At 40.9% G+C, this 24,873-nt stretch carries 20 protein-coding genes and 1 riboswitch; of the genes, 9 read left to right on the top strand and 11 right to left on the bottom strand.

Annotation, left to right across the window (positions count from 1 at the left end; all coding sequences use genetic code 11):
* The first annotated feature begins 107 nt into the window (after window positions 1-107).
* A complete protein-coding gene (locus PVK79_RS03950) occupies window positions 108-707 on the top strand; it encodes a TIGR04211 family SH3 domain-containing protein (protein ID WP_257325344.1) in 600 nt (199 codons plus the stop codon).
* Window positions 708-807: 100 nt separating this feature from the next.
* On the opposite strand, the gene PVK79_RS03945 is transcribed toward PVK79_RS03950, so the two are convergent.
* Window positions 808-1,290, bottom strand: a complete 483-nt coding sequence (locus tag PVK79_RS03945) for a winged helix-turn-helix transcriptional regulator (RefSeq protein WP_145235173.1) — start codon at window positions 1,288-1,290, stop codon at window positions 808-810.
* A 170-nt stretch (window positions 1,291-1,460) separates the two neighbouring features.
* Between PVK79_RS03945 and putA the strand changes: the two genes are divergently transcribed.
* Together putA and PVK79_RS03935 are read left to right on the top strand one after the other, a co-directional pair.
* Window positions 1,461-5,264 (top strand): bifunctional proline dehydrogenase/L-glutamate gamma-semialdehyde dehydrogenase PutA, encoded by a 3,804-nt coding sequence (putA, locus tag PVK79_RS03940; protein WP_145235170.1) that lies wholly within the window; start codon window positions 1,461-1,463, stop codon window positions 5,262-5,264.
* 108 nt (window positions 5,265-5,372) lie between these two features.
* Window positions 5,373-6,569 carry a cyclic di-GMP phosphodiesterase gene (locus PVK79_RS03935; protein ID WP_257325343.1) on the top strand — a complete coding sequence of 399 codons (1,197 nt, stop codon included), beginning with the start codon at window positions 5,373-5,375 and terminating at the stop codon, window positions 6,567-6,569.
* 47 nt (window positions 6,570-6,616) lie between these two features.
* Here PVK79_RS03935 and PVK79_RS03930 read toward each other — a convergent pair whose 3' ends face one another.
* Together PVK79_RS03930 and PVK79_RS03925 are read right to left on the bottom strand one after the other, a co-directional pair.
* Window positions 6,617-7,642 carry a general secretion pathway protein GspB gene (locus PVK79_RS03930; protein WP_182731767.1) on the bottom strand — a complete coding sequence of 342 codons (1,026 nt, stop codon included), beginning with the start codon at window positions 7,640-7,642 and terminating at the stop codon, window positions 6,617-6,619.
* A gap of 13 nt (window positions 7,643-7,655) precedes the next feature.
* Window positions 7,656-8,573, bottom strand: a complete 918-nt coding sequence (locus tag PVK79_RS03925) for an ExeA family protein (protein ID WP_257325342.1) — start codon at window positions 8,571-8,573, stop codon at window positions 7,656-7,658.
* A gap of 128 nt (window positions 8,574-8,701) precedes the next feature.
* Here PVK79_RS03925 and PVK79_RS03920 point away from each other — a divergent pair, with 128 nt between their 5' ends.
* Window positions 8,702-9,808, top strand: a complete 1,107-nt coding sequence (locus tag PVK79_RS03920; RefSeq protein ID WP_145235163.1) for a tRNA nucleotidyltransferase/poly(A) polymerase-related protein — start codon at window positions 8,702-8,704, stop codon at window positions 9,806-9,808.
* A gap of 9 nt (window positions 9,809-9,817) precedes the next feature.
* On the opposite strand, the gene PVK79_RS03915 is transcribed toward PVK79_RS03920, so the two are convergent.
* The 4 genes from PVK79_RS03915 to PVK79_RS03900 all read right to left on the bottom strand — a co-directional run bounded on the left by PVK79_RS03915 (window position 9,818) and on the right by PVK79_RS03900 (window position 13,179).
* A complete protein-coding gene (locus PVK79_RS03915; RefSeq protein WP_145235161.1) occupies window positions 9,818-10,327 on the bottom strand; it encodes an Lcl C-terminal domain-containing protein in 510 nt (169 codons plus the stop codon).
* Entirely contained in the window at window positions 10,324-11,997 is a 1,674-nt protein-coding gene (locus PVK79_RS03910) for an Lcl C-terminal domain-containing protein (protein ID WP_145235158.1), read from the bottom strand. Before PVK79_RS03910 ends, PVK79_RS03915 begins: the two co-directional genes overlap by 4 nt.
* A gap of 104 nt (window positions 11,998-12,101) precedes the next feature.
* Window positions 12,102-12,434 (bottom strand): hypothetical protein, encoded by a 333-nt coding sequence (locus PVK79_RS03905; protein ID WP_257325341.1) that lies wholly within the window; start codon window positions 12,432-12,434, stop codon window positions 12,102-12,104.
* Window positions 12,435-12,450: 16 nt separating this feature from the next.
* Window positions 12,451-13,179, bottom strand: a complete 729-nt coding sequence (locus PVK79_RS03900) for a DUF2982 domain-containing protein (protein ID WP_257326431.1) — start codon at window positions 13,177-13,179, stop codon at window positions 12,451-12,453.
* Window positions 13,180-13,425: 246 nt separating this feature from the next.
* Between PVK79_RS03900 and PVK79_RS03895 the strand changes: the two genes are divergently transcribed.
* From PVK79_RS03895 to msrA, 3 genes are all read left to right on the top strand, one after another.
* A complete protein-coding gene (locus PVK79_RS03895; protein ID WP_182760239.1) occupies window positions 13,426-14,478 on the top strand; it encodes an efflux RND transporter periplasmic adaptor subunit in 1,053 nt (350 codons plus the stop codon).
* Between the two features lie 3 nt (window positions 14,479-14,481).
* Entirely contained in the window at window positions 14,482-17,580 is a 3,099-nt protein-coding gene (locus tag PVK79_RS03890) for an efflux RND transporter permease subunit (protein ID WP_257325340.1), read from the top strand.
* Window positions 17,581-17,730: 150 nt separating this feature from the next.
* A complete protein-coding gene (gene msrA, locus PVK79_RS03885; RefSeq protein WP_257325339.1) occupies window positions 17,731-18,267 on the top strand; it encodes a peptide-methionine (S)-S-oxide reductase MsrA in 537 nt (178 codons plus the stop codon).
* A gap of 88 nt (window positions 18,268-18,355) precedes the next feature.
* Here the strand turns inward: msrA and PVK79_RS03880 are convergent, their stop codons facing one another.
* Both PVK79_RS03880 and PVK79_RS03875 read right to left on the bottom strand, forming a co-directional pair.
* Complete coding sequence (locus PVK79_RS03880) at window positions 18,356-20,200, bottom strand: TonB-dependent receptor domain-containing protein (protein ID WP_257325338.1); 1,845 nt, start codon at window positions 20,198-20,200, stop codon at window positions 18,356-18,358.
* Between the two features lie 34 nt (window positions 20,201-20,234).
* Window positions 20,235-20,412, bottom strand: a riboswitch (cobalamin riboswitch).
* Window positions 20,413-20,585: 173 nt separating this feature from the next.
* Window positions 20,586-21,068, bottom strand: a complete 483-nt coding sequence (locus tag PVK79_RS03875) for a YajQ family cyclic di-GMP-binding protein (RefSeq protein WP_145235145.1) — start codon at window positions 21,066-21,068, stop codon at window positions 20,586-20,588.
* 161 nt (window positions 21,069-21,229) lie between these two features.
* On the opposite strand from PVK79_RS03875, the gene PVK79_RS03870 reads away from it, so the two are divergent.
* Together PVK79_RS03870 and PVK79_RS03865 are read left to right on the top strand one after the other, a co-directional pair.
* Window positions 21,230-21,583, top strand: coding sequence for a VanZ family protein (locus PVK79_RS03870; protein WP_145235143.1), 354 nt, complete (start codon window positions 21,230-21,232; stop codon window positions 21,581-21,583).
* Window positions 21,576-22,478, top strand: coding sequence for a ketopantoate reductase family protein (locus PVK79_RS03865; RefSeq protein WP_145235140.1), 903 nt, complete (start codon window positions 21,576-21,578; stop codon window positions 22,476-22,478). Before PVK79_RS03870 ends, PVK79_RS03865 begins: the two co-directional genes overlap by 8 nt.
* Window positions 22,479-22,507: 29 nt before the next feature.
* On the opposite strand, the gene thiI is transcribed toward PVK79_RS03865, so the two are convergent.
* A complete protein-coding gene (thiI, locus tag PVK79_RS03860; RefSeq protein ID WP_257325337.1) occupies window positions 22,508-23,965 on the bottom strand; it encodes a tRNA uracil 4-sulfurtransferase ThiI in 1,458 nt (485 codons plus the stop codon).
* Window positions 23,966-24,069: 104 nt separating this feature from the next.
* Window positions 24,070-24,720 carry a TetR/AcrR family transcriptional regulator gene (locus tag PVK79_RS03855; protein WP_257325336.1) on the bottom strand — a complete coding sequence of 217 codons (651 nt, stop codon included), beginning with the start codon at window positions 24,718-24,720 and terminating at the stop codon, window positions 24,070-24,072.
* Window positions 24,721-24,873: the final 153 nt, after the last annotated feature.

Genomic DNA, 24,873 nt, shown 5'->3' with positions numbered 1-24,873 from the left:
ACAATATCAGTCTTGCTATTAGGGCGCTAAATCCATACTATCTCAATACTTAACTATGAATAATACGATTGCTGTCCCACAGACGGTTACATTAACAGGGTAGATTGATGTTTAAACATTCTTTATTAGCTTTGCTATTCGCGGCGGCCGCATTTATGAGTCACGCAGAAGAAAGCAATTCAGCTAGCGATGCAAACACCGCTTATATAGTCGATAATCTTTATACATTTATGCACTCTGGCGCGAGTAAAAATTACCGCATTGTTGGCTCTGTTGATGCTGGTACAAAATTAACCCAGCTATCTGCTGAAGAAAATGGCTTTGTTAAAGTTATTGATGATAAAGAACGAGAAGGCTGGGTAGAAGCTAAATTTGTTTCTAAAACTCCTGGTATTCACCAACAATATCGCACGCTCAGTGCTGAAATGGCATCAATGCAAGAGCAACTTCGTCAAGCACAAATTGAATTGCCGCAGCTGCAAGAGCAAAGCCAAACTTTAACTGATCAAAATAGTGCTCTATCAGAGCAGATTGCTAAATTAAAAAGTACCTTAGAAGTTGAACGCACTGAAAAACAACAAGCCGGTGCAAAAGAAAAACGTCAGCTACTAACTTATGGCGGAGCAATTGCCTTCATAGGTTTATTTTTAGGTATTATTTTGACTATCGTATTATCGCGCCGTAAACGTTACGACGGCTGGGCTTAATCGATAACCACTATATTTGATATTAAAAAAGTACCCTTGGGTGCTTTTTTAATGCGTGGGGTAAACCCGCGCCTACGTATTGGTAGCTGCGAGTTCAAATTTAAGTATCGAGTCTGAGCCCTGTGTCTTGTTTAATTTTTTCGATCACCATATAAGTGTGGTGCGTACCAACACCCGGTATATCGACTAAATCACCAAGCACTTGACGGTATTCATCCATATCCGAAACCCGAATCTTTAATAGGTAATCATAGCCACCAGCAACCATGTCGCACTCAACCACTTGCTTGATTTTTAAAATATGTTCACGGAACACTTTAAATACCGCAGTATTTGACGTCACTAACGACACTTGCACATGCGCCACTAAGCTTTGATTAAGTTTGGCTTCGCTCAACTTGGCAAAGTAACCTTCGATATAACCTTCTTGTTCAAGCCGTTTTACTCGGTCAAGACACGGGCTGGGACTTAAGTTAACCTGCTTTGCGAGGTTAACATTAGATATTCTGCCGTTTTTTTGCAGAACGTCTAAAATTGCTAAATCGATACGATCGAGCATGCGTAATCTATTCGGACTTGTCATAACAGAATTTTATGCGGATAAGTTTAAAGTATGCCCTGTAAATTATCGTAAAACGCTAAATTTAACCAGCATATTCTGCTGGATTTTAATTAGAATGCACGCATTACGTACATAAAAATCGGGCAGCGAAATTTTTTAGCTGCAAGACTCCATACACCAGAGGGTTGCTTATGTTATTTGACGGCGATTTGACAACAACGTGTCCAATCAGACAAAAAATCCGTGACTTTTATCGCATTGACGAAAATGCTGTAATTGATCATATTTTACCGCTTGCTGAAGTAGGCGTAAAAGCTCGCAGCCGTGCTTGGGAACGTGCTCGCCAGATAGTTCACACTATTCGTCGCGATCAAGATGGTCAAAGCGGTGTTGATGCGCTACTTAATGAGTTCTCACTCTCTAGTGAAGAAGGTGTGGTATTGATGTGCTTAGCTGAAGCATTGCTTCGCGTGCCAGATAAAGCCACTCAAGACACGCTAATTCGCGATAAGTTAGCCAAAGGCGACTGGAGCTCTCACTTAGGCAGCAGCGACTCACTATTCGTTAATGCGTCATCTTGGGGTCTATTAGTGACCGGTAAAATGGTTAACTACACTGATAAAACCAAAGAACAGCAGTTTGGTGTACTGAAAAAAACCATTGGTCGTTTAGGCGAGCCGGTTATTCGTAAGTCAGTAAACTTTGCCATGAAGATCATGGGTAAGCAGTTTGTTATGGGTCGTACAATTAACGAAGCCATCGAACGCGCTGCAGAAAAAGAGCAAAAAGGCTATGTATATTCATACGATATGCTTGGCGAAGGCGCTCGCACCATGAAAGATGCACAGCGTTACTTTAATAGCTATATGAATGCGATTCATGCTATTGGTAAAGCGGCAAATGGCCGTGGCCCAATTAAGAGCCCTGGTATTTCAGTGAAACTGTCTGCGATCCATCCTCGTTATGAGTTCACTCATAAAGAACGTGTCATGAACGAAATTGTGCCTAAGCTTAAAGAGCTGGCCATGGCAGCTAAAAGCTACGATATTGGCTTTACTGTTGATGCTGAAGAAGCTGATCGCCTTGATATTTCACTTGATGTAATCGAAGCAGTATTTAGTGATGATGACCTAGCTGGTTGGCATGGTTTTGGTTTAGCTGTGCAAGCGTATCAAAAACGCGCAATTTTTGTGATTGAATGGTTAACTGAGCTTGCCAGCCGTGTTGGTCGTAAAATGATGGTGCGTTTAGTTAAAGGTGCCTACTGGGATACCGAAATCAAAACCACACAACAAGATGGTTTAGAGCACTTCCCAGTATTTACTCGTAAGGCAACAACCGACGTATCTTACAAAGCATGTGCTATCAAAATGCTAGAAGCACGTGATGTACTTTATCCACAGTTTGCAACCCACAATGCCTACACTGCGGCAACAATTTTAGAAGTTGCTAAAGGTGATAACCAAGGTTTTGAATTCCAACGCCTGCACGGTATGGGTGAATCATTATTCGACCAAATCGTAACTGAAGAAAAAATTCAGTGTCGTGTTTATGCCCCTGTTGGTCAGCACGAAGATTTATTGGCTTATTTAGTGCGTCGTTTACTTGAAAACGGTGCTAACTCATCGTTTGTTAACGCCATTGTAGATACCACTAAACCTGTTGAATCGTTATTACCGGATCCGGTAGAAACACTGCAAGGTTTGCGTAACAAGTACAACACGCAAATTAAGATGCCAATTGATTTATACGGCGCTGAACGTGCTAACTCAAAAGGTATGGATTTAACCGATATCAATGTGATCACGCCATTCAAGGAAAATCTTGATAACTGGTTTGCAGAGCACCGTATTAGTGAAAGCGATATTCCTGAAGGTTCAATTGCAGTTAAAAACCCTGCCAATCATCAAGAGATTATCGGTCATATCAAGCTACAAAATAGCGATGATATGCTCACTCTACTAAGCAATGCAGAAACCGCCTTTGAGTCGTGGTCACAAACGCCAGTTAAAGAGCGCGCAAACCTATTACGCCGTATTGCTGATATTCTAGAACGTCATCACGACGAGCTTGTGGCTATCTGTATCAAAGAAGCCGGCAAAGTAGCACAAGATGGTATTGACGAAGTACGTGAAGCGGTTGATTTTTGTCGCTACTACGCTGCTCGCGCCGAAGAGCTAAGTGAAGATGAGCGTTTTGAAGCCCGTGGTGTGATTTTATGTATCAGCCCATGGAACTTCCCACTAGCAATCTTCTTAGGTCAAGTTGCTGCAGCAATCGTAACTGGTAACACTGTTATTGCAAAGCCAGCTGAACAAACTAGCTATATTGCACTGCGTACTATTGAGCTTATGTTATCTGTTGGTTTACCAGAGCATGTGGTACAGCCTGTTATCGCACGTGGTAGTGAAGTAGGAAAAACCATTGTTCCTGATGAACGCATTCAAGCGGTTATGTTCACAGGCTCTACTGAGACCGGTACCATCATTTCTCAAACACTTGCTGCACGTAATGATCTTCAAGTACCGTTGATTGCCGAAACAGGCGGTCAGAACTGTATGATCGTAGATTCAACAGCACTGCCAGAGCAAGTCGTTGACGATGTGATCAGCTCTGGTTTCCAAAGTGCTGGTCAACGCTGTTCTGCACTGCGTGTATTGTTCATTCAAGAAGATATCGCAGATAGCGTAATTGAAATGATCAAAGGCGCGTTAAAAGAGCTACACATTGGCGATCCATCATTACTATCAACCGATATCGGCCCTGTAATTGATGAAAAAGCCTTGAAGAACTTAAACGAACACGTTGAGTACTTAAAAGGCAACGCAACACTGCATTATGAGTGTGATATTCCAGATAACAGCGAAAACGGAGCGTATTTCTTTGCGCCACGTTTATATGAAATCAAAGATCTATCTGTACTGAAACGTGAAGTATTTGGCCCATGTGTGCATATCATTCGCTTTAAAGGCACAGAACTTGATAACGTGATTGACCAAATAAATAACACTGGGTTTGGTTTAACCATGGGTATCCATTCACGCATCGAAGAGCGTTGTGAATACTTAGCAAAAATGTCGCGTGCCGGGAACGTCTACGTTAACCGTAATATGATTGGCGCGATTGTTGGCGTACAACCGTTTGGTGGTCGTGGTTTATCTGGCACCGGACCTAAAGCAGGTGGCCCTAACTACTTAACTCGTTTAGTTAAAGAAAAAGCATCGCCTGAAAACGTGCAAATGACTAACTTGACGCCAGACGAGCTTGACACTCACCACTATTCAGGTGCTGCTGAGCAAGTCGAGAAGTTAATGGCAAATTCAATGCGCGATGAAAAAATTTGGCGCGCAACACCACTGAACGATCGTGTTTCAGCGGTACGTCAGCTATTAGCTAAAGTTGCCACAGTCGATATTATCGATGAACTAGCCGACGATTTAGCATTGACACTTGCCGATGCACGTGCCCAGCTTAATCGCCTTGAAAAGCACATGCGTAAGTTTACTACTTTGCCGGGGCCAACAGGTGAATCAAACACCCTTCACCTTGAAGCGCGTGGTTGTGTGGTTTGTTATGCAGATAAGAGTACCTCGTTTAACTTCTGGGCTATTTCGATCATCACAGCTCTTGCTGCTGGTAATACCGTGATCACCGTAGCATCTGAGTTATTCTATGACGAAGCGGTAGCCTTTAAAGATAAATTTATCTCAACTGGTATTGCTGAAGGGGTATTCCAAGTAGCTAAGCCGAATCAGTTACAAGCTATTTTGGCGCACCCTCATTTAGCAGGTGCTGTTGTTGCAGCGCGCTCATCGCGCTTAGGTTACTTCAGTCAACAGCTGGCACAACGTAAAGGAGCTATCTTGCCAGTGATCAGTGCTGAGTACTACGACACGCTAATCAAACGCTTAGTAACAGAAAAGACCATAAGTATTGATACAACTGCTTCGGGCGGTAATACATCACTAATGACTTTAGTTGAAGATGACGAGTAGAGTTTAAGTAGATATTAACAAAGGGCGCTAATTAGCGCCCTTTTTACTACTTATCCAGTAAAAAGTTTGCTAGTTTTGTAGTACGTTATTTATTATGAAGTAAACACATTGAAAATTATCCCAATCGATCAGCTTATGCCAGGTATGTTTGTGCATAGCGTAACTAAACAAACTGGTAAAATTAAAATCAAAAACCAAGGTTGGGTAAAAACGCAAGCAGGCGTGCAGCAGCTTATAAAAGCCGGTATCTTAGAAATCGAAATTGATCCTGATAAAACCATCGTTGAACTCACTCCTACAGCCACAACAAACGATATAAAGGTTGAACCGCCTAAACAACGTGATCCTTGGTCTACAACACACAGTGTTGAGCAAGAGATGGACAAAGCATTTAAGCTCTACAGCGAAGCAAAACAACTGCAAAGCAAAGCATTTACCGATATAAAAGCCGGTAACACTATAGATATTGCCCCCTTTAAAGAATTAGCTAGCGGCTTTATTGATTCGGTATTTCGTAATCAAGATGCCCTAGCATGCATCACCCGTATGCGTGAAAAAGACGCCTACCTACTAGAACACTCGATCAACGTCTCGATCTTAATCAGTATTTTTGCCAAACACTTAGGTTTTGAACGAGCGCTTATTGAAGAACTTGCCACCGGTGCGCTGTTACATGATATTGGTAAAATTCAGATACCGGATGACATTCTTAATAAGCCGGGTAAGTTAACCGATCAAGAATATAAAGTGATTCAGGATCATGCGCGCTTTAGTAAAGAAATTTTAGAACTGGCGGGCCTTAAAGGCATTGCTGTCGATATTGCAGGCTTTCATCATGAGCGACTAGATAGCACGGGTTACCCGTTTGGCAAGCGAGCTGATGAAATAAGCCAGTACGTGCGTATGGCATCGATTGTTGATGTCTATGACGCACTTACCGCAGAGCGTGTTTATAAGGCCGGCATGGAGCCAATCAAGGCCTTTAAAATACTCAAAGACGGTTGTCCAGATAGCTTTGATGGCGAGTTACTGACTAAATTTATTCAGTGTATTGGCGTTCATCCAGTTGGCACGTTAGTTAAACTGTCGAGTCAAAAAGTCGGCCTAGTGACCAAAAGCAACCCTAGCAGCCCTCTTAAACCTCAAGTGAAAACTTTTTACAATGCAAAACACGCTCACTACACACAAGTTCAAGATATAGATCTGGCGCACAACCGAACTCAAGATTCGTTAGAATCCGCCATTAAACCAGCGGATTTCAACATTGATTTAATTAGATTTTTCAAAAATTCAATTTTGCCGTAATAATCGCCGAAAACGAAATTGGCCTGCGCGAAGTAGCTATCTAATCTTCACTCGGGCCAATCTTGCAGCGCTTTTAAGCTAAATTCATAATCATCAAAGCTCAGCACCGTTTGCTCTGGAGTGATCTCTAATACTCTTAAGTCCCCAATGCTATCCCCCTCATACAACTCCCGATTATTGAGCTTAACCCAACGTTTATCAGGTGATGATGAGTAAATATGCGCTTGGTATTTAATTTCTGGCATCAATGCCAACAAAGCATCAGGTAGTAACTCAATCGGCTCAGCATAAGATGAATTTTTAGTGCCTTGCGTTACTTGATGAGATTGGGTGCTTTGAGTATCTTCGATAGCGCGAGCAAAGGCATTTTTAAGCGCCGTTGGCACAGTTTCAAGTTCTTCATCGCTTACCGTTGCAACCGGCTTTGATTTCTCACTAGTCGGTTCGCCAAGAGGCTTCCCCAATACTTTGTATTTACTCATATCGATATTGCTAGCGCTATTGTTAATCATTGGCTGCATTTGCACTGCATTAGGATTATATTGCTGCTGAGGCGCTGCATATACTTGCTGATAACCATTAGGTGTTTGCACCAGTATTGGCTGACCTTGCGGATAAGCTGGTGCAGTATTTACTGGCACTTGCACCCACTGATATTGCCCTGTTGCTTGTTGGTATTGCTGAGGTTGAACAAATTGCGGCTGAGACATCGGCTGCGTGCTAGCAACTTGCGCTGGGCTAGTTTGTACTGGATTTGTTTGCACAGGTATCGATTGCTCAGGCTTCACTGTGGCAGGCACAGGTGTTTTGTCACCAACAGGCTCCACTGATTGATCCTGAACACTCGTTACCATTTGTTCAGGGGTATTTAAATGATTTTTTTGTAACCATTTACCAATTGAAAACCCTGCCATCAAGGTCAGTAAAAAAGCAACCAACAAGCCAAGCGAAATCGCAATAAAACGATAACGCTGTAGTTCTTGCTGCTGTTTTAATTGCTCAGCGTTTCTGTCATGTGCTGACGCTTCATCATGTTGTTCTGATTGTTTTAAGGCATCTAATAAATACGACATATATGACCATTAATTAAAGAATGAACGACAAACCAATACCCAGACTGAGCACAGTTAAAAATGCCAACGGATAGAGCCAATTAAACGACGACTGCTGCTCTATGCTAACGGAACTTAATGCACTCGGCGGTAACGCTTCTTGTGCTGAGCGCATTACTATATCACTATCAATCATCGTTAGCTGCTTAGAAAAAGCTCCCATTAAACAGCGTTCACATAATAAATTTACTAAACGCGGAATACCTGCAGTAACTAAGTGAATCGTTTTTAACGCATCATTTGAGAATAGTCCCCGATCACAACCTGCAACATACAAACGATGTTTAACGTAAGCAAAAGTTTGTCCTTCAGTTAACGGTAGTAAATGATAACGAGCAGTGATCCGCTGCGCTAACTGACGCAACTCATTACGCTTTAATAAAGCCTGTAATTCTGGCTGACCAACCAATACTATTTGTAGTAATTTTTTATGATTTGTTTCTATGTTAGTTAATAAACGAAGCTGTTCTAGTACGTCAGGGGCTAAAAGCTGAGCTTCATCAATAATCAAAATAGTGTGGCCACCAGCTTGATGATTTGCTTCAAGATGCTTTTTAATTGCATCAGTTAAGGTTTTTAACGTCCCATTTTGCTCGTCATAAACAATATGAAATTCATCGCAAATACTCGCTAACAGTTCCAATTGTGACAGTGCTGGATTATGGATCAACGCCACTTGTGTGTTTTCAGGTAACTGCTCTTGCAAACTGCGGGTTAAGGTCGTTTTCCCTGTTCCCACCTCACCGGTTAACAATACAAACCCACCGGCTTCACCTAAGCCATAAGTTAAATGCGCCAACGCTTCTTTATGGCGTTCGCTTAAAAATAAGTACTGTGGATTTGGCGCGATTGAAAACGGTTTCTCTGACAAGCCAAAATAGCTTAAATACACCCTAAATTTCCTTACTGATTAAATCACGGCCTATAATGGCAAAAAAACAGCGTAAGTGAAAACCTTGTTAGCGTTTTATTAGCTAAATAACGTAAAATAGTTTGCACAGTTAATATTCAAGGGAAATTATGCAAGTTTATTTGGTCGGTGGAGCAGTTCGTGATGAGCTATTAGGGCGAATCATCAAAGAACGCGATTATGTGGTGGTCGGTGCAACTCCTGAGCAACTGATCAAACAAGGCTATCAACAAGTTGGTAAAGACTTTCCCGTTTTTTTACACCCAAAAACTAAAGAAGAATACGCACTAGCTCGTACCGAGCGAAAACAAGGCCAAGGTTACACGGGCTTTGTCTGCGAGTTTTCAGCAGATGTTACCTTAGAAGACGACTTACGCCGCCGCGATTTAACCGTTAACGCTATTGCAAAAGCACAAGATGGCAACTTAATTGACCCTTATGGCGGCAAGCAAGATTTAGACAACCGCATTTTGCGCCATGTATCTGACGCATTTAGCGAAGATCCACTACGTATATTACGCGTTGCCCGTTTTGCAGCTCGTTATCATTATCTTGGTTTTACGATTGCCGAAGAAACCCAGCAATTGCTAACACAGATGATCAACCAAGGTGAGTTACAAACACTCACCGCAGAACGCATTTGGCTAGAATGTGAAAAATCATTAACGGATGGCGCATTTGCTGAGTTTTTGAATATTTTAGCGCAGTTAGGCGCGCTTAGTGCAATCAGCCCTGCCTTAGCAGGTAACTGGAGCGATGAGTTATATCAACAACTAAAAAACCGTTACGCTTACGCACAAAGCCAAAATATAACCGATCAGGCATTATTGTTTGCACAAGCCACTGCATCATTGACGCAAGAAGAGATTAAAATTCTCAGTCAAACTATTCGTTTACCAAATGACGTACGCGATTTGGCATTACAACTTAATGCCCACCAAGCAACCTTAAGTAGCCAAACAATCACCGCACAGCAACTACTCCGTTGCTGCAATCAACTCGATTTATGGCGCCGCCCTGAACGGTTTGAGGCAGTTCTTAAAGCCGTTGAGATTAACCAAGCAGCATCACTGGCTAATCAAAAATTATTAACAGCAACCAAAGCAGCTAAAGCAATTAACCCGCAGCAATTTATTACGCAAGGCATTAAGGGCGCAGCAATAAAAACCGCGCTAGAACAAGCGCGGTTAGAGATATTGCAGCAGTATTTCAATTAACTAAGCTAGCTACTTTTCATAACGTACTAGACGTAGGTACACAAATGAGGTTTTATCGTGCAAACTGTTAAGGCCTCTGTCAAAGGTGTATACCCAAGCTGAAGTTTTATCGGCAATACCTGAAGTATTTGTCCAATAGTTTTCACTTTTATTACCTAAAAATACAGACTGATTAATACTTGGGGTAACACAGCTGTGCTCTAAAATACTAGCAAGCTCTTTATTATTAGGTACTTGCCAATCTGTATATGCACCTGTTCGGTCATTCACAGCGGCTCTTAGCGCCTCTTGCCAATTTACTTTTACAGCACTATTAATACAGCTGTTGGTGGCAACATCATAACCTTGTCCATAACTACAGGTTTGCCACATTAGCCCGGTTACACTGTCGCTAACGGTGCCATCAACACTAACTGTAAAACGGGTTGCGGGTGTTGTTTCGGTCACACCAGTGTAGCAAGTCTGCACAGCCATCACGGCAGGACTAAGTAGCAGTAAGCCAACTAATAATGATTTCATTGCGATGCTCCTGCAGTTCTAACCAAGCGCACAAAGGCGGTATTACCTTTTGGATAAGCCAGATCATTGCCGTTACTCATATCAAAAACATACGCTTGCGATAAACTGGTACCATCGGCCGAAGTTTGTGAGGTCCAATAAATTAGTCCATCCTCTAATAAGTTGCTATTAGGCGTATTAGGAAAATAATTCTCATCAAGCAATATTGATTGTCCATGCTTGCCATAATTAAGTAGCGTTAATAACTCTGTGTAAGTAGGCACTCGCCAGTTGGTACCACCACAATAATCGAGTGTATTGACGGCATTAATATACACCTGCAAATTACAGTTACTACTACTTGGGCAAGTACTATTCGGTGTCCCTTGTACACTCCCCGTTTGTACGCCATCGCCACTATTTAAATACCATGTGTAGTGATTTTGACCTTCACGCAACGCCGTATTTGGCAAAGTGCCTGTATTAGGGCTTTTTACTTCCCAAATCAAACCCGTTACGTTATCGCGAATACAACTAAAGTTGCTTGCAGAATCACTCAGTTCATCTGCGAACTCATTTAATTTAGTAAAATCAAAAGCCAATTCACCTTTACCGACTTTTTCTATATGTGTAGTTGCGACGCTGTCACGACCCAAAACAGCATCTTGGCGAGGAAAGTCAGGGCTCGTACAGGCTATTTCTTGGGTGTTGTTGTAACATTTATCCATACCGGTATCATTGAGCAAACCAAGCGGTTTTGATTTAACCACTATATTGACGGTGTCTGTATCTGTGCGCCCTTTGCTATCAGTCACGGTTACTTCAAAGGTATGCGTGTTAACCGCTTCGGTCGCTGGTGCAGTAAAAGAGGTAATGCATTGTTGCTGATTATCAAGTATTGCATTGCCAGATATTTGTTGCCAATAGCATTTAAAGGTGTCTGTTACTGTTTCTGAACCTGTAGCATCTAAGGTCACTTTTTCCAGCTCAATAGCACTCTGATCAATACCAGCATTGGCAATAATCACATCGCTGGTTTTATTTAAGGTATGTGAATATTGCGTGCTTGCTTCTCCCCCCTCATCATCGACAACTGTTAACAGCCAAGTGATCTGCGTGTTGGTATCAAGTAACGGATGAGTGAAACTAATTGTTGCATTGCTATTACTATCTACAGCAAGCGTTGGTCCTGCAATTTGTTGCCAGTTATAGCTATTAATTTGGCCATTTTCATCCGGATCAACTGAGCTGGCACCACTTAAGGTAATTGTATCTTTATAATCAGAAGGCAGTGTTTCGGGTGAAGTTTGAGTAACAATAACCTGAGGAAGCTGATTATTTGACTCAATTTCGATCAGTAAGTCATCACTTACTAATTGGCCATCTGTGGTTTGATAACTAACACGCAATAATAATTCGCTGTTTGCTTTAATATCGGGGGCGGTAATTGTTTGTAGTGCACCATCAAGGGGGAAACTGTCAATAATTGGTCCACTTACTCGCTGCCACGTAAAAGTACCATCAACAGGCGAACCTTTGGCTTCAATAGTAAATTCACTTTTTTCAATAATGCGCTGATCATCGCCAGCAAAAACGGATGCTGCAACCACGGGATTATCGTTGCCGCCTCCGCCGCCACCGCATGCTGTCAATACAGCTAATAACGGTAAAACTATCAAGGGGGATTTCATGCACTGATTCCTCATTTAAAACTGAAATTACATAGCCTTAATGTTAATAGCCACGCCAATCAATAAATTAAGCAACAACAATGCCAGATACAAAAGAGAGGATGTTATAAATAGCTATCTTGGTGAATACGGACAAATAACTTTGTGCCTATTTTACTATAATCTATCTTATACTCACGGCCATCTAACGCCTGAATAAACAGCAAGCGTTTCTCTTCACCAAATACATCAGCACTACCTATGTAAACCATATCGAGGTAGCGCTCTTTAGCTTCGCGACGGTTTTTTGGCAACTCTTCTTTAAATGGCTCTAAACCATGTTGAGTTACCTTGATTTTTGGGTGTACTTCAGAATTCACGATCACTAAATCGAGTTTTTTATCTTTATGGATTATGGTATTTCTGCCACTTTTAATAAAAGATCTATCTTGACTCATCGCTTCATCCTACTAACTAACGCCTATATTTAGGCGTTTTATTCTCTAATTGAGATGCTATAAATACGACAGGGTTATTCCGCCATGCATTTAAGCTGTGGCTAAAATCCCAAATACTTCTATCCAATACACTTGCAGGTAACAGTAAATCATATCCTGTTAATTGTCGTAGATGTCGCATTCTATTAGCAAACATGGCTATAAGGCCATTAAAACTGCGACCATTCACAGAAGTGTAATGATTATCCTCAACTAACCATTCTGATGGGCAATTGCCATTTTTGCAATGTTTTTGAATTACTTGCATAAATAAATGCCGTTGTTCGATCAATAATTTACCTGCAATTCTTGGTCCTAGTTGTAATAAAAATTCATCGGTGTCGTTAAGTTTGATACCTACAGCATTTAACTCAAGTTGCTCAAGTCCTTGTTCTACTTTAGGAATACCACTGTAATTTAGATTTTCTTGCTTAACACACCAGCAGCCATACTTATGCTGGTAAGTAAGCTCCTTTTCTGTAATAACTAAACTGTAAAATGGCTCTTGGGTTTTTAAAAACCCAACAAAAATGGCAGCCAAACATAAACTCACCAAGAAAATTTCGAAAATGCTAATTTCGTCGGGCCGCAGTAAATTAACTAGCATTATAAATAAAAGCCCAACCGCACCGACAGTGAGAGTTTCGATACCATTGCGCGCACCTTGTGCACGCAATTTCAAAACAGCGTTTTTGCGTTTAACCATAACGATAAAAAACAATATAAAAAGCATACATAATTATAGCCCAAATTATCAATTTACGTATTTTCATACAACGCGGACATTTACTCGTTAACTTCATAACTCTCTCACACACAAACATAAAATGGGAACAAACTGAAAAACAACTGAACTTTTACGCCTAACCTACAGATTTATGAGATACGCGGCCGCCAATTCACGCTGTAATTTTGTACACTAGAGGCAATTAATTCTCCGGTATTTTTAACAATGTATGCAAAGCAATCAGGCAAAGCGCTCTTTCCATTTATTATTACTCTACTTTTGGGGCTATGTGTTTATCTTTATTTACCAAGCAGCCAAGGTGAGCAATCTGACTTCACAGCTAATGCAACGCAAGTAACCGCTCACACTGTTGCAAGTGAAGAAAATGCTGTCCTCATTGAGGCTATCGGCAGTGCCCGCGCTAATCAAGCAATTTATATACAAAGCGCACAAAATGATTACGTAACTGACATTTATTTCAAAGACGGTGATTTAGTCAGTAAAGGTCAAAAGCTCGTACAATTGCAATCGCAGCAAGAAGAGCTCACTGTTAAAGAGCTGGCAATCAACTTACGCGAAGAAAAACGTCAACTTGAACGCTTAACAGAGCTTTCTCGCTCACAAGCAACTGCAAAGTCATTACTCGAAGAGCAACTTTCTCGCGTTGATGCAACCGAAGCTCAGCTTGAAAACGCCAAAACAAAATTATCTGAAATGACTATTACCGCGCCTTTTTCAGGTATTTTAGGTAAGCGTCAGATCTCAGTAGGTGCTTATGTAAATAACAGCACAATTATTACAAGCTTAGATGATATAAGCATTATTAAAGTCGATTTTAAAGTCCCAGAAAAATACCTTGCGCAATTAAACGTTGGCATGAAAGTAATGACCCAAAATGATGCTTACCCTGAAAAAACCTTCACCGGTAAAGTAACGCACGTTAGTGCTCGGATTGATTCAATCACCCGCAGTGTTGAAGTCACAGCAAGCTTCGCGAATAAAAGTGGTTTATTACGCCCTGGCATGTTGCTCAAGACCGCGTTACAACTTAGCTCGAATCAAGCGATGATGGTGCCAGAGAAAGCGGTGATCCCACAACAAGATAAACATTATGTTTTTCAAATTGAAGACGGAATAGCCACTAAAGTAGAGGTTCACGTTGCAGGTCGTCACAATGGCTGGGTTGCCATTGATGAAGGTATTAGTAATGGGCAACAAATTGTTACTGAAGGAATTATTAAAATTCGCTCAGGCAGCAAAGTTACTGTGAAGGGGTAAACTGTGAAAATTACTGATACCAGTGTCAAACGTCCCGTTTTTGCAATTGTAATTAACCTACTGTTACTAACCTTTGGCTTAGTGGCTTTTTCGATGTTACCGCTGCGCGAATATCCTGATATTGAATCACCCATAGTCAGTGTAAGCACTGAATATACGGGAGCGTCAGCCGAGATCATTGAAACAAAAATTACCCAAGTGCTGGAAAACCGTATTTCCGGTATTGAAGGCATTAAAAGCATTAATTCATCAAGTAGAAATGGCCGCTCAAATATTACCATTGAGTTTAATATCAGCCGTGATATTGATGCCGCATCAAACGATGTCCGTGAACGTGTTGCGCGCGCACTTGATAGTCTACCTGAGCAAGTACGCCCGCCAGAAGTATCTAAATCTAACAGTGATGAAAGCCCTATTGCATGGTTTTTACTCAATAGCGACACAATGGATTCATTGCAACTGTCTGATTATGCACAGCGCTTTATTGTCGACCGTTTAGCTGTGGTAGATGGTGTTTCCAATGTACGTGTTGGTGGTGAACGTAAATATGCCATGAAAATTTGGCTCAACCGCCAAGCAATGGCTGCTCGTGGCATAACCAGTAGTGACATAGAAAACACCCTACGAACTGAAAATGTTGAGCTACCTGCAGGTGAGATAGAATCTATCGACCGTGACTTTACAGTTCGAACAACGCGTAGTTACAAAGAGCAGCGTGATTTTCAAAACCTAGTAATTAAACGTGGCGACGATGGTTACTTAGTTCGTCTTGGTGAAGTCGCTGATGTAAAATTAGAAGCCGCTGACGATGAGAGCTTATTCCGAGGTAATGGCCGCAATATGGTTGGCCTTGGTATTGTTAAACAAGCTAAAGCGAATACACTTACCGTGGTTGATAATGCCCGTGCTGAACTTGAAAAAATCAAACGCAACCTGCCAGAAGGCACAACTATTCAAGACAGCTACGACTCGTCAATATTCATTAAAGAATCAATTAACGAGGTTTACAGAACCTTGGCTATTTCTATGGCCTTGGTGGTATTAATTATCTTCTTATTTTTAGGGAACATTCGCGCCACCTTGATCCCAGCGGTAACAGTCCCAGTTGCGCTGGTCGGTAGCTTTATGTTCTTATTGGCGATGGGTTACTCAATTAACTTATTGACACTACTGGCGCTGGTGCTAGCAATTGGCTTGGTTGTTGATGACGCGATTGTAATGCTAGAAAACATTCACCGGCGTATCGAACTGGGCGAACCTGCCCTACTAGCCGCTTATCGTGGCGCCCGTGAGGTTGGCTTTGCAATTATTGCCACCACCTTAGTTCTGATCTCGGTGTTTGTCCCCTTGGTATTTATGGATGGCCGTATCGGCGCATTATTTACCGAGTTTGCGATGGCCGTCAGCGCCGCGGTATTCTTCTCAAGCATTACCGCATTAACACTCTCGCCAGCGTTGTGTTCATTAGTACTTAAACCATCCTCAAAAGAGAGTAAATTCAGCCAATGGATGGACCGTATCTTTAGTAAGATTGAGCAAAGTTATAAAAACTCTTTACGCTCAAATATGACGCGTTCAGGTGGTTTAACAATCACCCTACTGCTGGCTGGTTTTGTTAGTTATTTACTGTTCCAACAAATTCCTTCAGAACTTACGCCAAAAGAAGACCGTGGTACTTTCTTTATCATGATGAGTGGCCCTGAAGGGGCAAGTTATGAAAATAACGCCGCCAACATGGCAAAAATTGAAGAACGTTTAATGCCTTATTCCGAAGCGGGCGAACTAAGTCGAGTGCTGGTACGCGTTCCTGGCTGGGGTGGCAGCGGTGGTGTGGCAATTGTTGGTATGGCAGACTGGGATGAACGTAAACGTTCAACTTGGGAAGTAATGGATGAGATCAGTGCAAAAATGACTGAAGTCACCGATGTGCGCGCGTTTGCTATTATGCGCCGTGGTATTGGTGGCGGTGGCTCATCACGGCCCATTGAGTTTGTCCTGCAAGGTAATGATTATGCACAATTAGCTGATTGGCGAGACCGGATCATTGAACGTGCAGAGAAAAACCCAGGACTGGTGCGTATTGACCATGACTACAAAGAAACCTTCCCGCAGTTTTTGATCAGTATCGATAAAAACAAAGCGGCGGATTTAGGGATTTCAGTTTCGGATGTTGGCCGCACCCTTGAAACCATGTTAGGCCAACGCCGTGTTACCACCTTTATTGACCGTGGTGAAGAGTACGATGTGATCTTAAAAGGCACTAAAGCTGATTTTGCTGATCCTACCGATATATCAAATATTTACTTAAAATCACGCAGTGATGAACTGGTTCCTCTAGATAGCTTAATTAGCTTAAAAGAAGAAGCCACTGCATCAAGGCTAAATCGTTACAACCGAATGCGTGCTATTACTTTGAGCGCTAACCTCGCCGATGGTTATACCCTTGAAGAAGCGCTTAACTTTTTAAATAAAGTGGCAATGGAAGAAAACGAAATTGATGGCGCCATTGATTATAAAGGTGAATCGCAATTATATTATGAAGGTGCCTCAGCGATGACGTATGTTTTCATTCTAGCGCTTACTGTTACCTTCTTAGTTTTAGCCGCTCAGTTTGAAAGCTTTATGCACCCCTTTGTGATCATGCTCACTGTGCCACTGGGTTTGATGGGCGCAATGTTTGGTTTATGGGTTGCAGGACTAACCATAAACATTTACAGCCAAATAGGCATTGTAATGCTGATTGGTCTTAGTGCTAAGAACGGTATATTGATTGTCGAATTTACCAATCAATTGCGCGATAAAGGCGTAGAGTTTAGTGAAGCTATTTTACAAGCAGCAACCCAAAGATTGCGACCAATTATTATGACCTCTTTGACTACGGTAATGAGTGCGGTGCCACTAGTGCTAGCCTCAGGCCCTGGTGCAGAGAGCCGTATGGTAATTGGTGTAGTGGTGTTTACTGGTGTTATTGTCGCAACCATACTTACGCTATTTGTTGTTCCTGCGGCGTACTATGCGCTGGCTCGCAATACTCAGTCTCCTGAGTTTTTACAACAAAAGCTCAACCAACAAGAAGCTGAAAGGCCGCTAAAAGAGCTTTAATCTCATCGTAGCGTTGCAAACCTATAGCAACGCTACTTTTCACTTCAACACACTTCCCTGCCGTAATTAAATGAAATAATAAACCTCCTTGCTCGTTCTTCTGTTACGCTAGATAATCCGTGTAATTTAACAGCTTTAAGGAACAACTAAATGAGTATAACAAATGAAACTGCAACATTTGGTGGTGGCTGCTTTTGGTGTATTGATGCCGCGTTTAGGCGCGTGAAAGGCGTTTTACAAGTAAGCTCTGGCTATACTGGCGGCGAAACAACTGAGCCTACGTATAAACAAATTTGCACTGGCATCACCGGCCACGCAGAGGTTGTACAGATTAAGTTTGACAGTAGCCAGATAAGCTATGAGACCTTACTGGCGATGTTTTTTACCCTGCATGATGCCACTCAGCTAAACCGCCAAGGTAATGATATAGGCACCCAATATCGAAGTGTGATTTATTATCATGATAGCGAGCAGCAAGCGCAAACTAATCAATATATTGCAAAATTACAAAGCCAAATACGCGAAGATATCGTCACTGAAGTTAGCCCTGCAACCACTTACTACCCAGCAGAGCAGTATCACCAAGACTACTACAACGAAAACCCTGAGCAACGCTATTGCAGTTTATTGATAGCACCTAAGCTGAAAAAGTTTGAGAAAGACTATAAACAGTTTTTAGTAAACTAAGCAAAGTGCTAAATAAGCATTTTCATCTGAATATAAAAAAGCCCGACAAACAAAAGTGTCGGGCTTTTTTATTTAAGCTAGAACGAGATCAGAGCTGGTAACTTGCGCCAACAAAGAAGCGACGGTCAACTGTATTGTAGTAAAACACTTCGCCAGTTGCATAATCCATACTTGAGTCAACCGCGTTGTATTGCTTATCAAATAAGTTTTCAACACGAGCAGAAAATGAAAGCGCACTGTTAAATTGATAATTTGCAGTTAAGTTCCATAACGTATAAGAACTAAGCTCTGTTACTTTACCTTTTCGATCACTACGGTACTGCATATCAAAACCGGCATCAAAATCGCCCCACTGCTTCGCAACAGACCAGTTCACAGTACGTGGTGAAACATAAGTTTGTGCTACACCCGTTTCGGTATTTTCAGCATTTAAATAAGTAAAATTAAACTGATTATCAAAACCAAGTACTGTATTGGCAAAGCTAAACTCAACACCCTCATGGCGTGCTTCATTTATATTTTCTGGCTGCCATTTACCAGCTGCATTAGGTGCCCATGCAATTAGGTTTTCAATATTATTTCTGAATATTGATATATCAAGCTTTGCCTGAGAAAAGTCTAAACTCAAACCTAACTCTTGGTTAGTTGATGTCTCTGGTGCTAAATTTGGATTACCTGGAGATAAAGGGTCAGGAAAATAAAGATCATTAAATGTTGGCGCTTTAAAGCCCGTGCTTTGGCTCAATCTAAGTGTTGCACGCTTATTTAAGTGATAACCAACAGCTGCGGCGTAAGTTGTTTCATTACCAAACTGCTCATCATCATCTAAACGCAATGCTAAATTTGCAATGAATTTATTATCATCAAAATAGCCCCCAAGAAATGCAGCTTTAGCTACTTTGCTATCCGCTAGATAAGCCTTACCATTAGTAAATATTTCATCTTTATACCAATTAAGCCCGCCATTAACGGTTAAAACTTGGCTTGCATTATAACTGCCGTGGTAATCAAATTGTTTACGTTTTGTTTTATAACTATTAGTAATAATCGCACCAGTGTAATCATAGCCTTTGTTGTCAGAATCGTCGGTTGCAATAGCAACATTAATTGAGTGCTTATGATCGGTAAAGGATTTATCCCAATCCAGCCCTAGCTGATAATTTTCAAATTCATTATTTTCTACGATACTATCAATAGGCGAGAAAGCATTGTCGTATTGTGCATTACCTTCACTGTATTGACCCAGCGCTTTAAGCTCACCTAACAGCTCATCTGCATAGCGAATATTAAATCCTAAATTTTTGTTCTCATAACCATCTTCATCCGATGCTACGCCTTGCAATACGTCAAAGCCATCCGTTTTTTCAAACCCAGCATTAAACGACGCTTTAACAGCATCAACTACCGTTGTACCTGCAACTTGATAATTTTGATAAGCATCAGTACCAAATGTTGCATCTAGGCTGACGGATTCCTTTGTACGAGTAATAATATTGATCACACCAGCGAGCGCGTCAGACCCATAAACTGCAGCACGAGAGCCTTTAACAATTTCAATGCGCTCTATTGAATTAAGAGGAATATTACTAATTGATTTATAACCAAGGGTTGCAGAGCCCGTACGTACGCCATCAATCAAAATAAGTGTATGTCGCGAGCTTGAACCGCGAAGTGACACGCCAGAACTTTGCCCAAAGCCACCATTGGAATTTATTTGAAAACCAACTTGGGTTGCTAGTAAACTCGGTAAATCACGGACATTACTTGTTTCAATATCACTGCGCTCAATAACAGTTACACTGGCAAGTACATCAGTAATTGATTGTTCAAATTTATTAGCGGTTACCGTCAGGCGTTCTATTGATTGCTCTGCAGACACAGAAAAAGACAACGCAGCGGCAATTGCTACGCATAGAGTAGATTTGTTTAACATGATATCCCCTGACCCGCGCCCACCGCACAAGTGATAGTAAATTGACTTCAAGGCCGGTCTCCGGACTTAACATAACTTGCTAATAAATTTAGCTAAAAGTATGTATCACCGTTGCGGGGGCAGTGTTGGACTTCGTTTATATCCTATAAACGCCACCAACTTCCCGATTATCTTGCTTTACTTAATCAACAACCTTGAAAAGTAACCACAAGCACCTTGAAAATAGGTCGCTATTGTGATTATTTTAAGCACAAAAGTCAATGGACGGCTATACATCTAAACACTCTAGGTTCTAGGAATAATCATAAGTTCTAAACTAAAAAAGCCAAACTACATTGCTGCAATTTGGCTTTTTCTAGCACCTAGAAACCTAGCTCCTAGCTTTCTAATCTCTAAAGTTTTTAAATTGAAATGGCTGCCCTAAATCGGCACTGCGCACTACTTGCATGGCTTCTTGTAGGTCATCACGCTTTTTACCCGTTACACGTACTTCTTCGCCTTGGATCGCGGCTTGTACTTTTACTTTAGAGTCTTTAATGGCTTTAACGACTTTTTTAGCCATATCTTTTTCGATACCTTGCTTTAGCGCAACATTACGGTAAACATTTTTTCCCGCACGTGAAATATCTTGCAGCTCTAAACTTGATACGTCCATACCGCGTTTTGATATTTTGCTCGCTAAAATATCAAACAACTGCATAACCTGTGAATCAGCTTCTGCTTTTAGTTTAATGGTTTTATCATTAAGCTCTATTGACGCATCAACGCCTCTAAAGTCAAAGCGAGTTTCAAGTTCACGGTTAGCGTTATCAACAGCATTTTTTGCTTCGTTCATTTCGACTTCCGAAACAATGTCAAATGAAGGCATAAGTCTCTCCTAACAAGATATTTTTAATTCAAATTTATATTGTCGATAATTATACTATATAAATTTTATAAATCTTTACACTTTTCTATGCTTTGTTCAGGTGCGATACGAAATTTGTTTGATATACTGCGGTTCTATTTTTAAACGATTTAGGATTTTTCGTGACTCGGCGTGTTTATCAAACTCTATTTTTAATCAGTATTCTGGTATTTACCTTTTTGTTTGCCCGCGATTTTAGGGGCGTTGGGGTATCGTCACTGCCTCATCTAGATAAGTTAGTGCATTTTATTATTTTCTTTGTTCTGGCAGCCGTCATGGTCAGAGCGTTCAAGCTACCTGTATTCGTTCACCTCGTGTTATTAGCATTTTATGGCATCGCTATTGAGCTAATGCAAAGCACAATCCCTTATCGTAGCGCATCTGTTGCTGATGTTGTTGCTGACTTTTCTGGGGCTGCTAGTTTCTTTTTGTTGTTCGGTATTTATTCTCGTTTTAAAAAGAATCAAAATGGCTAATATATTCGTCGTTGGCGATGGTGCCATTGGGCTGCTCTATAGCCATTATTTGAGTCAACAGCACAGGGTTACCCTACTTACCAAGCATGCTATTGACGAACCTCGTTTTTATCAACAAGCAAACGCGCCAAAACAAGCAATTAATTGCCAACTGACAAACCTGACTCAATTATCTGAGCACGGCCAAGTCGATGTTGTTATTTTTACTGTTAAAGCATATCAAGTTGCCACCGCATTTAGGCAACTAAAGCCTTTTTTAAGCGCTCAATGCCAATTGATTTTATCTCACAATGGCATGGGTAATGTAGATGAAATAAATAGCGAACTTACAAAACAACAAGGACTATATTTTTTAACAACACGTTTAGCGGGCTACAAAGATGCACCTTTTAGTGTGTTGCATACTGGTATCGGGAGCAGCATTTTAGGTGATTGTAACCAGCAAGCAAAAACACAACTCGCTGAAGTTAAAAATCTACTAAACGCTATTCCTGAATTAACAACCACAAATAATATACAACAATTACGCTTTGAAAAATTACTCGTTAATATTGCTATTAATCCACTCAGTGCGCTGCACAATGTGAAAAATGGCGCACTGACTGCACCACAGTTTAGTGGCATAATTTTAAATATCTTAAACGAAGCGTGTACCGTAGCAAATAAACTAGGTATTAATGTGCGACTTGCTGAAGCATTAGCGAACGCCTATCAAGTGATGAGTGATACCAAAAACAATTACTCATCAATGCATCAAGATGTCGCCCATAATCGCATCACAGAAATTGACGCGATGTGCGGTTATATTTGCCAAAAAGGTAATCAACTAGGTATTAATACCCCTCACAATCAATCTTTACTCGATGCTATCAGACATAAAAAAAGCGCGATTTAACTCGCGCTTGTTATTAATAACTATCAACCTTACAGGCGATAAACTTTAACATTGGCAAAGCCATTTTCATGTAAAATAAGCGCCTGTAGCTGACTCATTACACCTTTAGTGCAATATAAGTAGTAGTCTTTGTCTTGCGGTAGGTCTGCAAATTTGGTCGCTAAGCGGAAAAATGGCAAATGCACAACTTCTATCCCATCAATTTCAAGCGGTGCTGCATCTTCTTCTTCCGGCGAGCGAATATCAACAACAACTGCATCAGCTGGTAAATCAGAAACTGACTCTGCCTCTTTTAGCTCTTGTTTAGCTTCGACGTCAATGTCACGAATATCCATAATACGTGCGTTTTCAATAACAGTATTGAGCACATCAAAATCAAACTTTTGCTCTTCAGCTTCTACTACGGCAATTTTAGCTTTAACTGTAGGCTTTTTAGAAATCACACCACAGTATTCCGGCATAGTTTCGGCCATTTCTGCGGTGCCGATTTTACGAGCGATGTTTATAATTTCTTGTTTGTCGTGTTGGATCAGCGGGCGTAATATAAGCGTTTCGGTAACACGGTCAATCACACTTAAGTTGGCTAATGTTTGACTTGAAACTTGGCCTAGACTCTCACCGGTAACAAGCGCTTGAATCCCCATTTTTTCAGCTATTTGGCTGCCTGCACGCATCATCATACGTTTGAGAACTACACCCATTTGACTGTTTTCAACATTTTCTAAAATTTCGGCAACAACGGGGTCAAAGTCAACACTGATAAATTTAACTTTATGGGTTGAGCTAAACTGCTTCCAGATATAGTAGCTGGCTTGTTTAACTCCAATCTCGTGCGCTGCACCACCTAAATTGAAGAACAAAAAGTGCGTACGAGCGCCTTTACGGATCATTTGATAACTAGCAACGCCCGAGTCAAATCCACCTGACATTAACGACAAGACATCTTCTTGCGTTGGTAATGGGAAACCGGCCATACCATGATGGGTGTGCGTTACTACGTAAGCTTTATCATCTTTAATTTCAAGGCGAATAGTTACTTCAGGATTTTTCAGTCTTACGCTGGCGCCATCGACGTGTTGATTTAACCCACCCCCAACATAACGCTCTACATCGGTAGAAGTGAAATCATGCTTACCTTGGCGTTTACAACGCACACAGAATGTTTTGCCAACAACAGTGTGACCAACCATATCTAGCGCTTTTTCGTAAATATCGTGCAGGTTTTCGTAGTTAGTTTCGGTCACTTCAATAAACTGCACGATACCTGGGATCCGTTGTAAGCCATCGATAAAATCAATACGCATTTGCGCGTCATCTAATTTAGTTACGACGGATATATTGTCCCAGTTATTTTGTACTTGTACTTTTTCGTCAAGCTTGCGTAATACAATTTTAATGTTGTTCTCTAACAACTTAGTAAAACGTTTTCGCACAGAACGGCTTTTAATGGCTATTTCAGGATGGAGTTTGACGATAAATTTAAGCATAGTTTACTCGTTAGACAATATTTAGGATTCACGCACCCACGTGTTGGGCGCGGGATTATAACAAAAAATCTAACGTCTAGGAAATAAACAACCGCTGCGTTTAATTAAACAGGCTCTGCTTGTGCCGCTAATTTACTGTATTTTTCGCGTAACAAGTTAATTTTTGGGATACTTTGCTCGGTGCCAAATGCTTTAAAAAGTGCTAACACTTTTAAGATACCATTATAAATATCTTGCTGAATTAACTCACCGCTTAACCGTCTAGCTTTAATGTAAGGAGTCCAAAAACTGACAGTAATTTTTAGCATGTGAGCAAGCTCAACAGCATCTTCATCGTCAATTGCGATCATACCAACTTCACGCAGGCCAATTACAATTTCGCGCACTTGGCTTAACAAAGCTGCTTGGAACTCAATATAGTCTTTTTTCAGTACTTCGTCGCGAGATAAAATATCACCCAAATTGTCATAGAAAAAATGAAAACGCCACATCAACTCAAACAAAGCATCAAGATACCCAGTTAAGTGTGTCAATGCTTCATCCTGCTTTTCCATTGGCACAAACTGAGTGTGCAAATGCTTACTATATAATGCAAAAATATGGCGAATAATGTCTTCTTTATTTTTAAAGTGATAATAAAGATTACCTGGACTGATGCCCATGTGAGAAGCGATATGATTGGTTGTTATCGCGCGCTCGCCATGTTGGTTAAATAGCATTATGCTAGTTGTAATTATTTTATCTTTGGTACTCATATCCTGCGACTCTGATTATTTTTATTAGAGTAAATGACCATAATTTACTCAGTATTATTAGCCGCGCAGTATATACAAATATAATCCAATAAAATACTACCTTGAAAATTTCTAATCCATAATTCGTAGTTATTGTTTCTTATTGAAATAAAC

It is taken from the genome of Pseudoalteromonas rhizosphaerae (assembly GCF_028885455.1).
Classification (GTDB): domain Bacteria; phylum Pseudomonadota; class Gammaproteobacteria; order Enterobacterales; family Alteromonadaceae; genus Pseudoalteromonas; species Pseudoalteromonas rhizosphaerae.
Note: the sequence above shows the minus strand (reverse complement) of the source record. Positions and strands in the feature narration are given on the sequence as shown.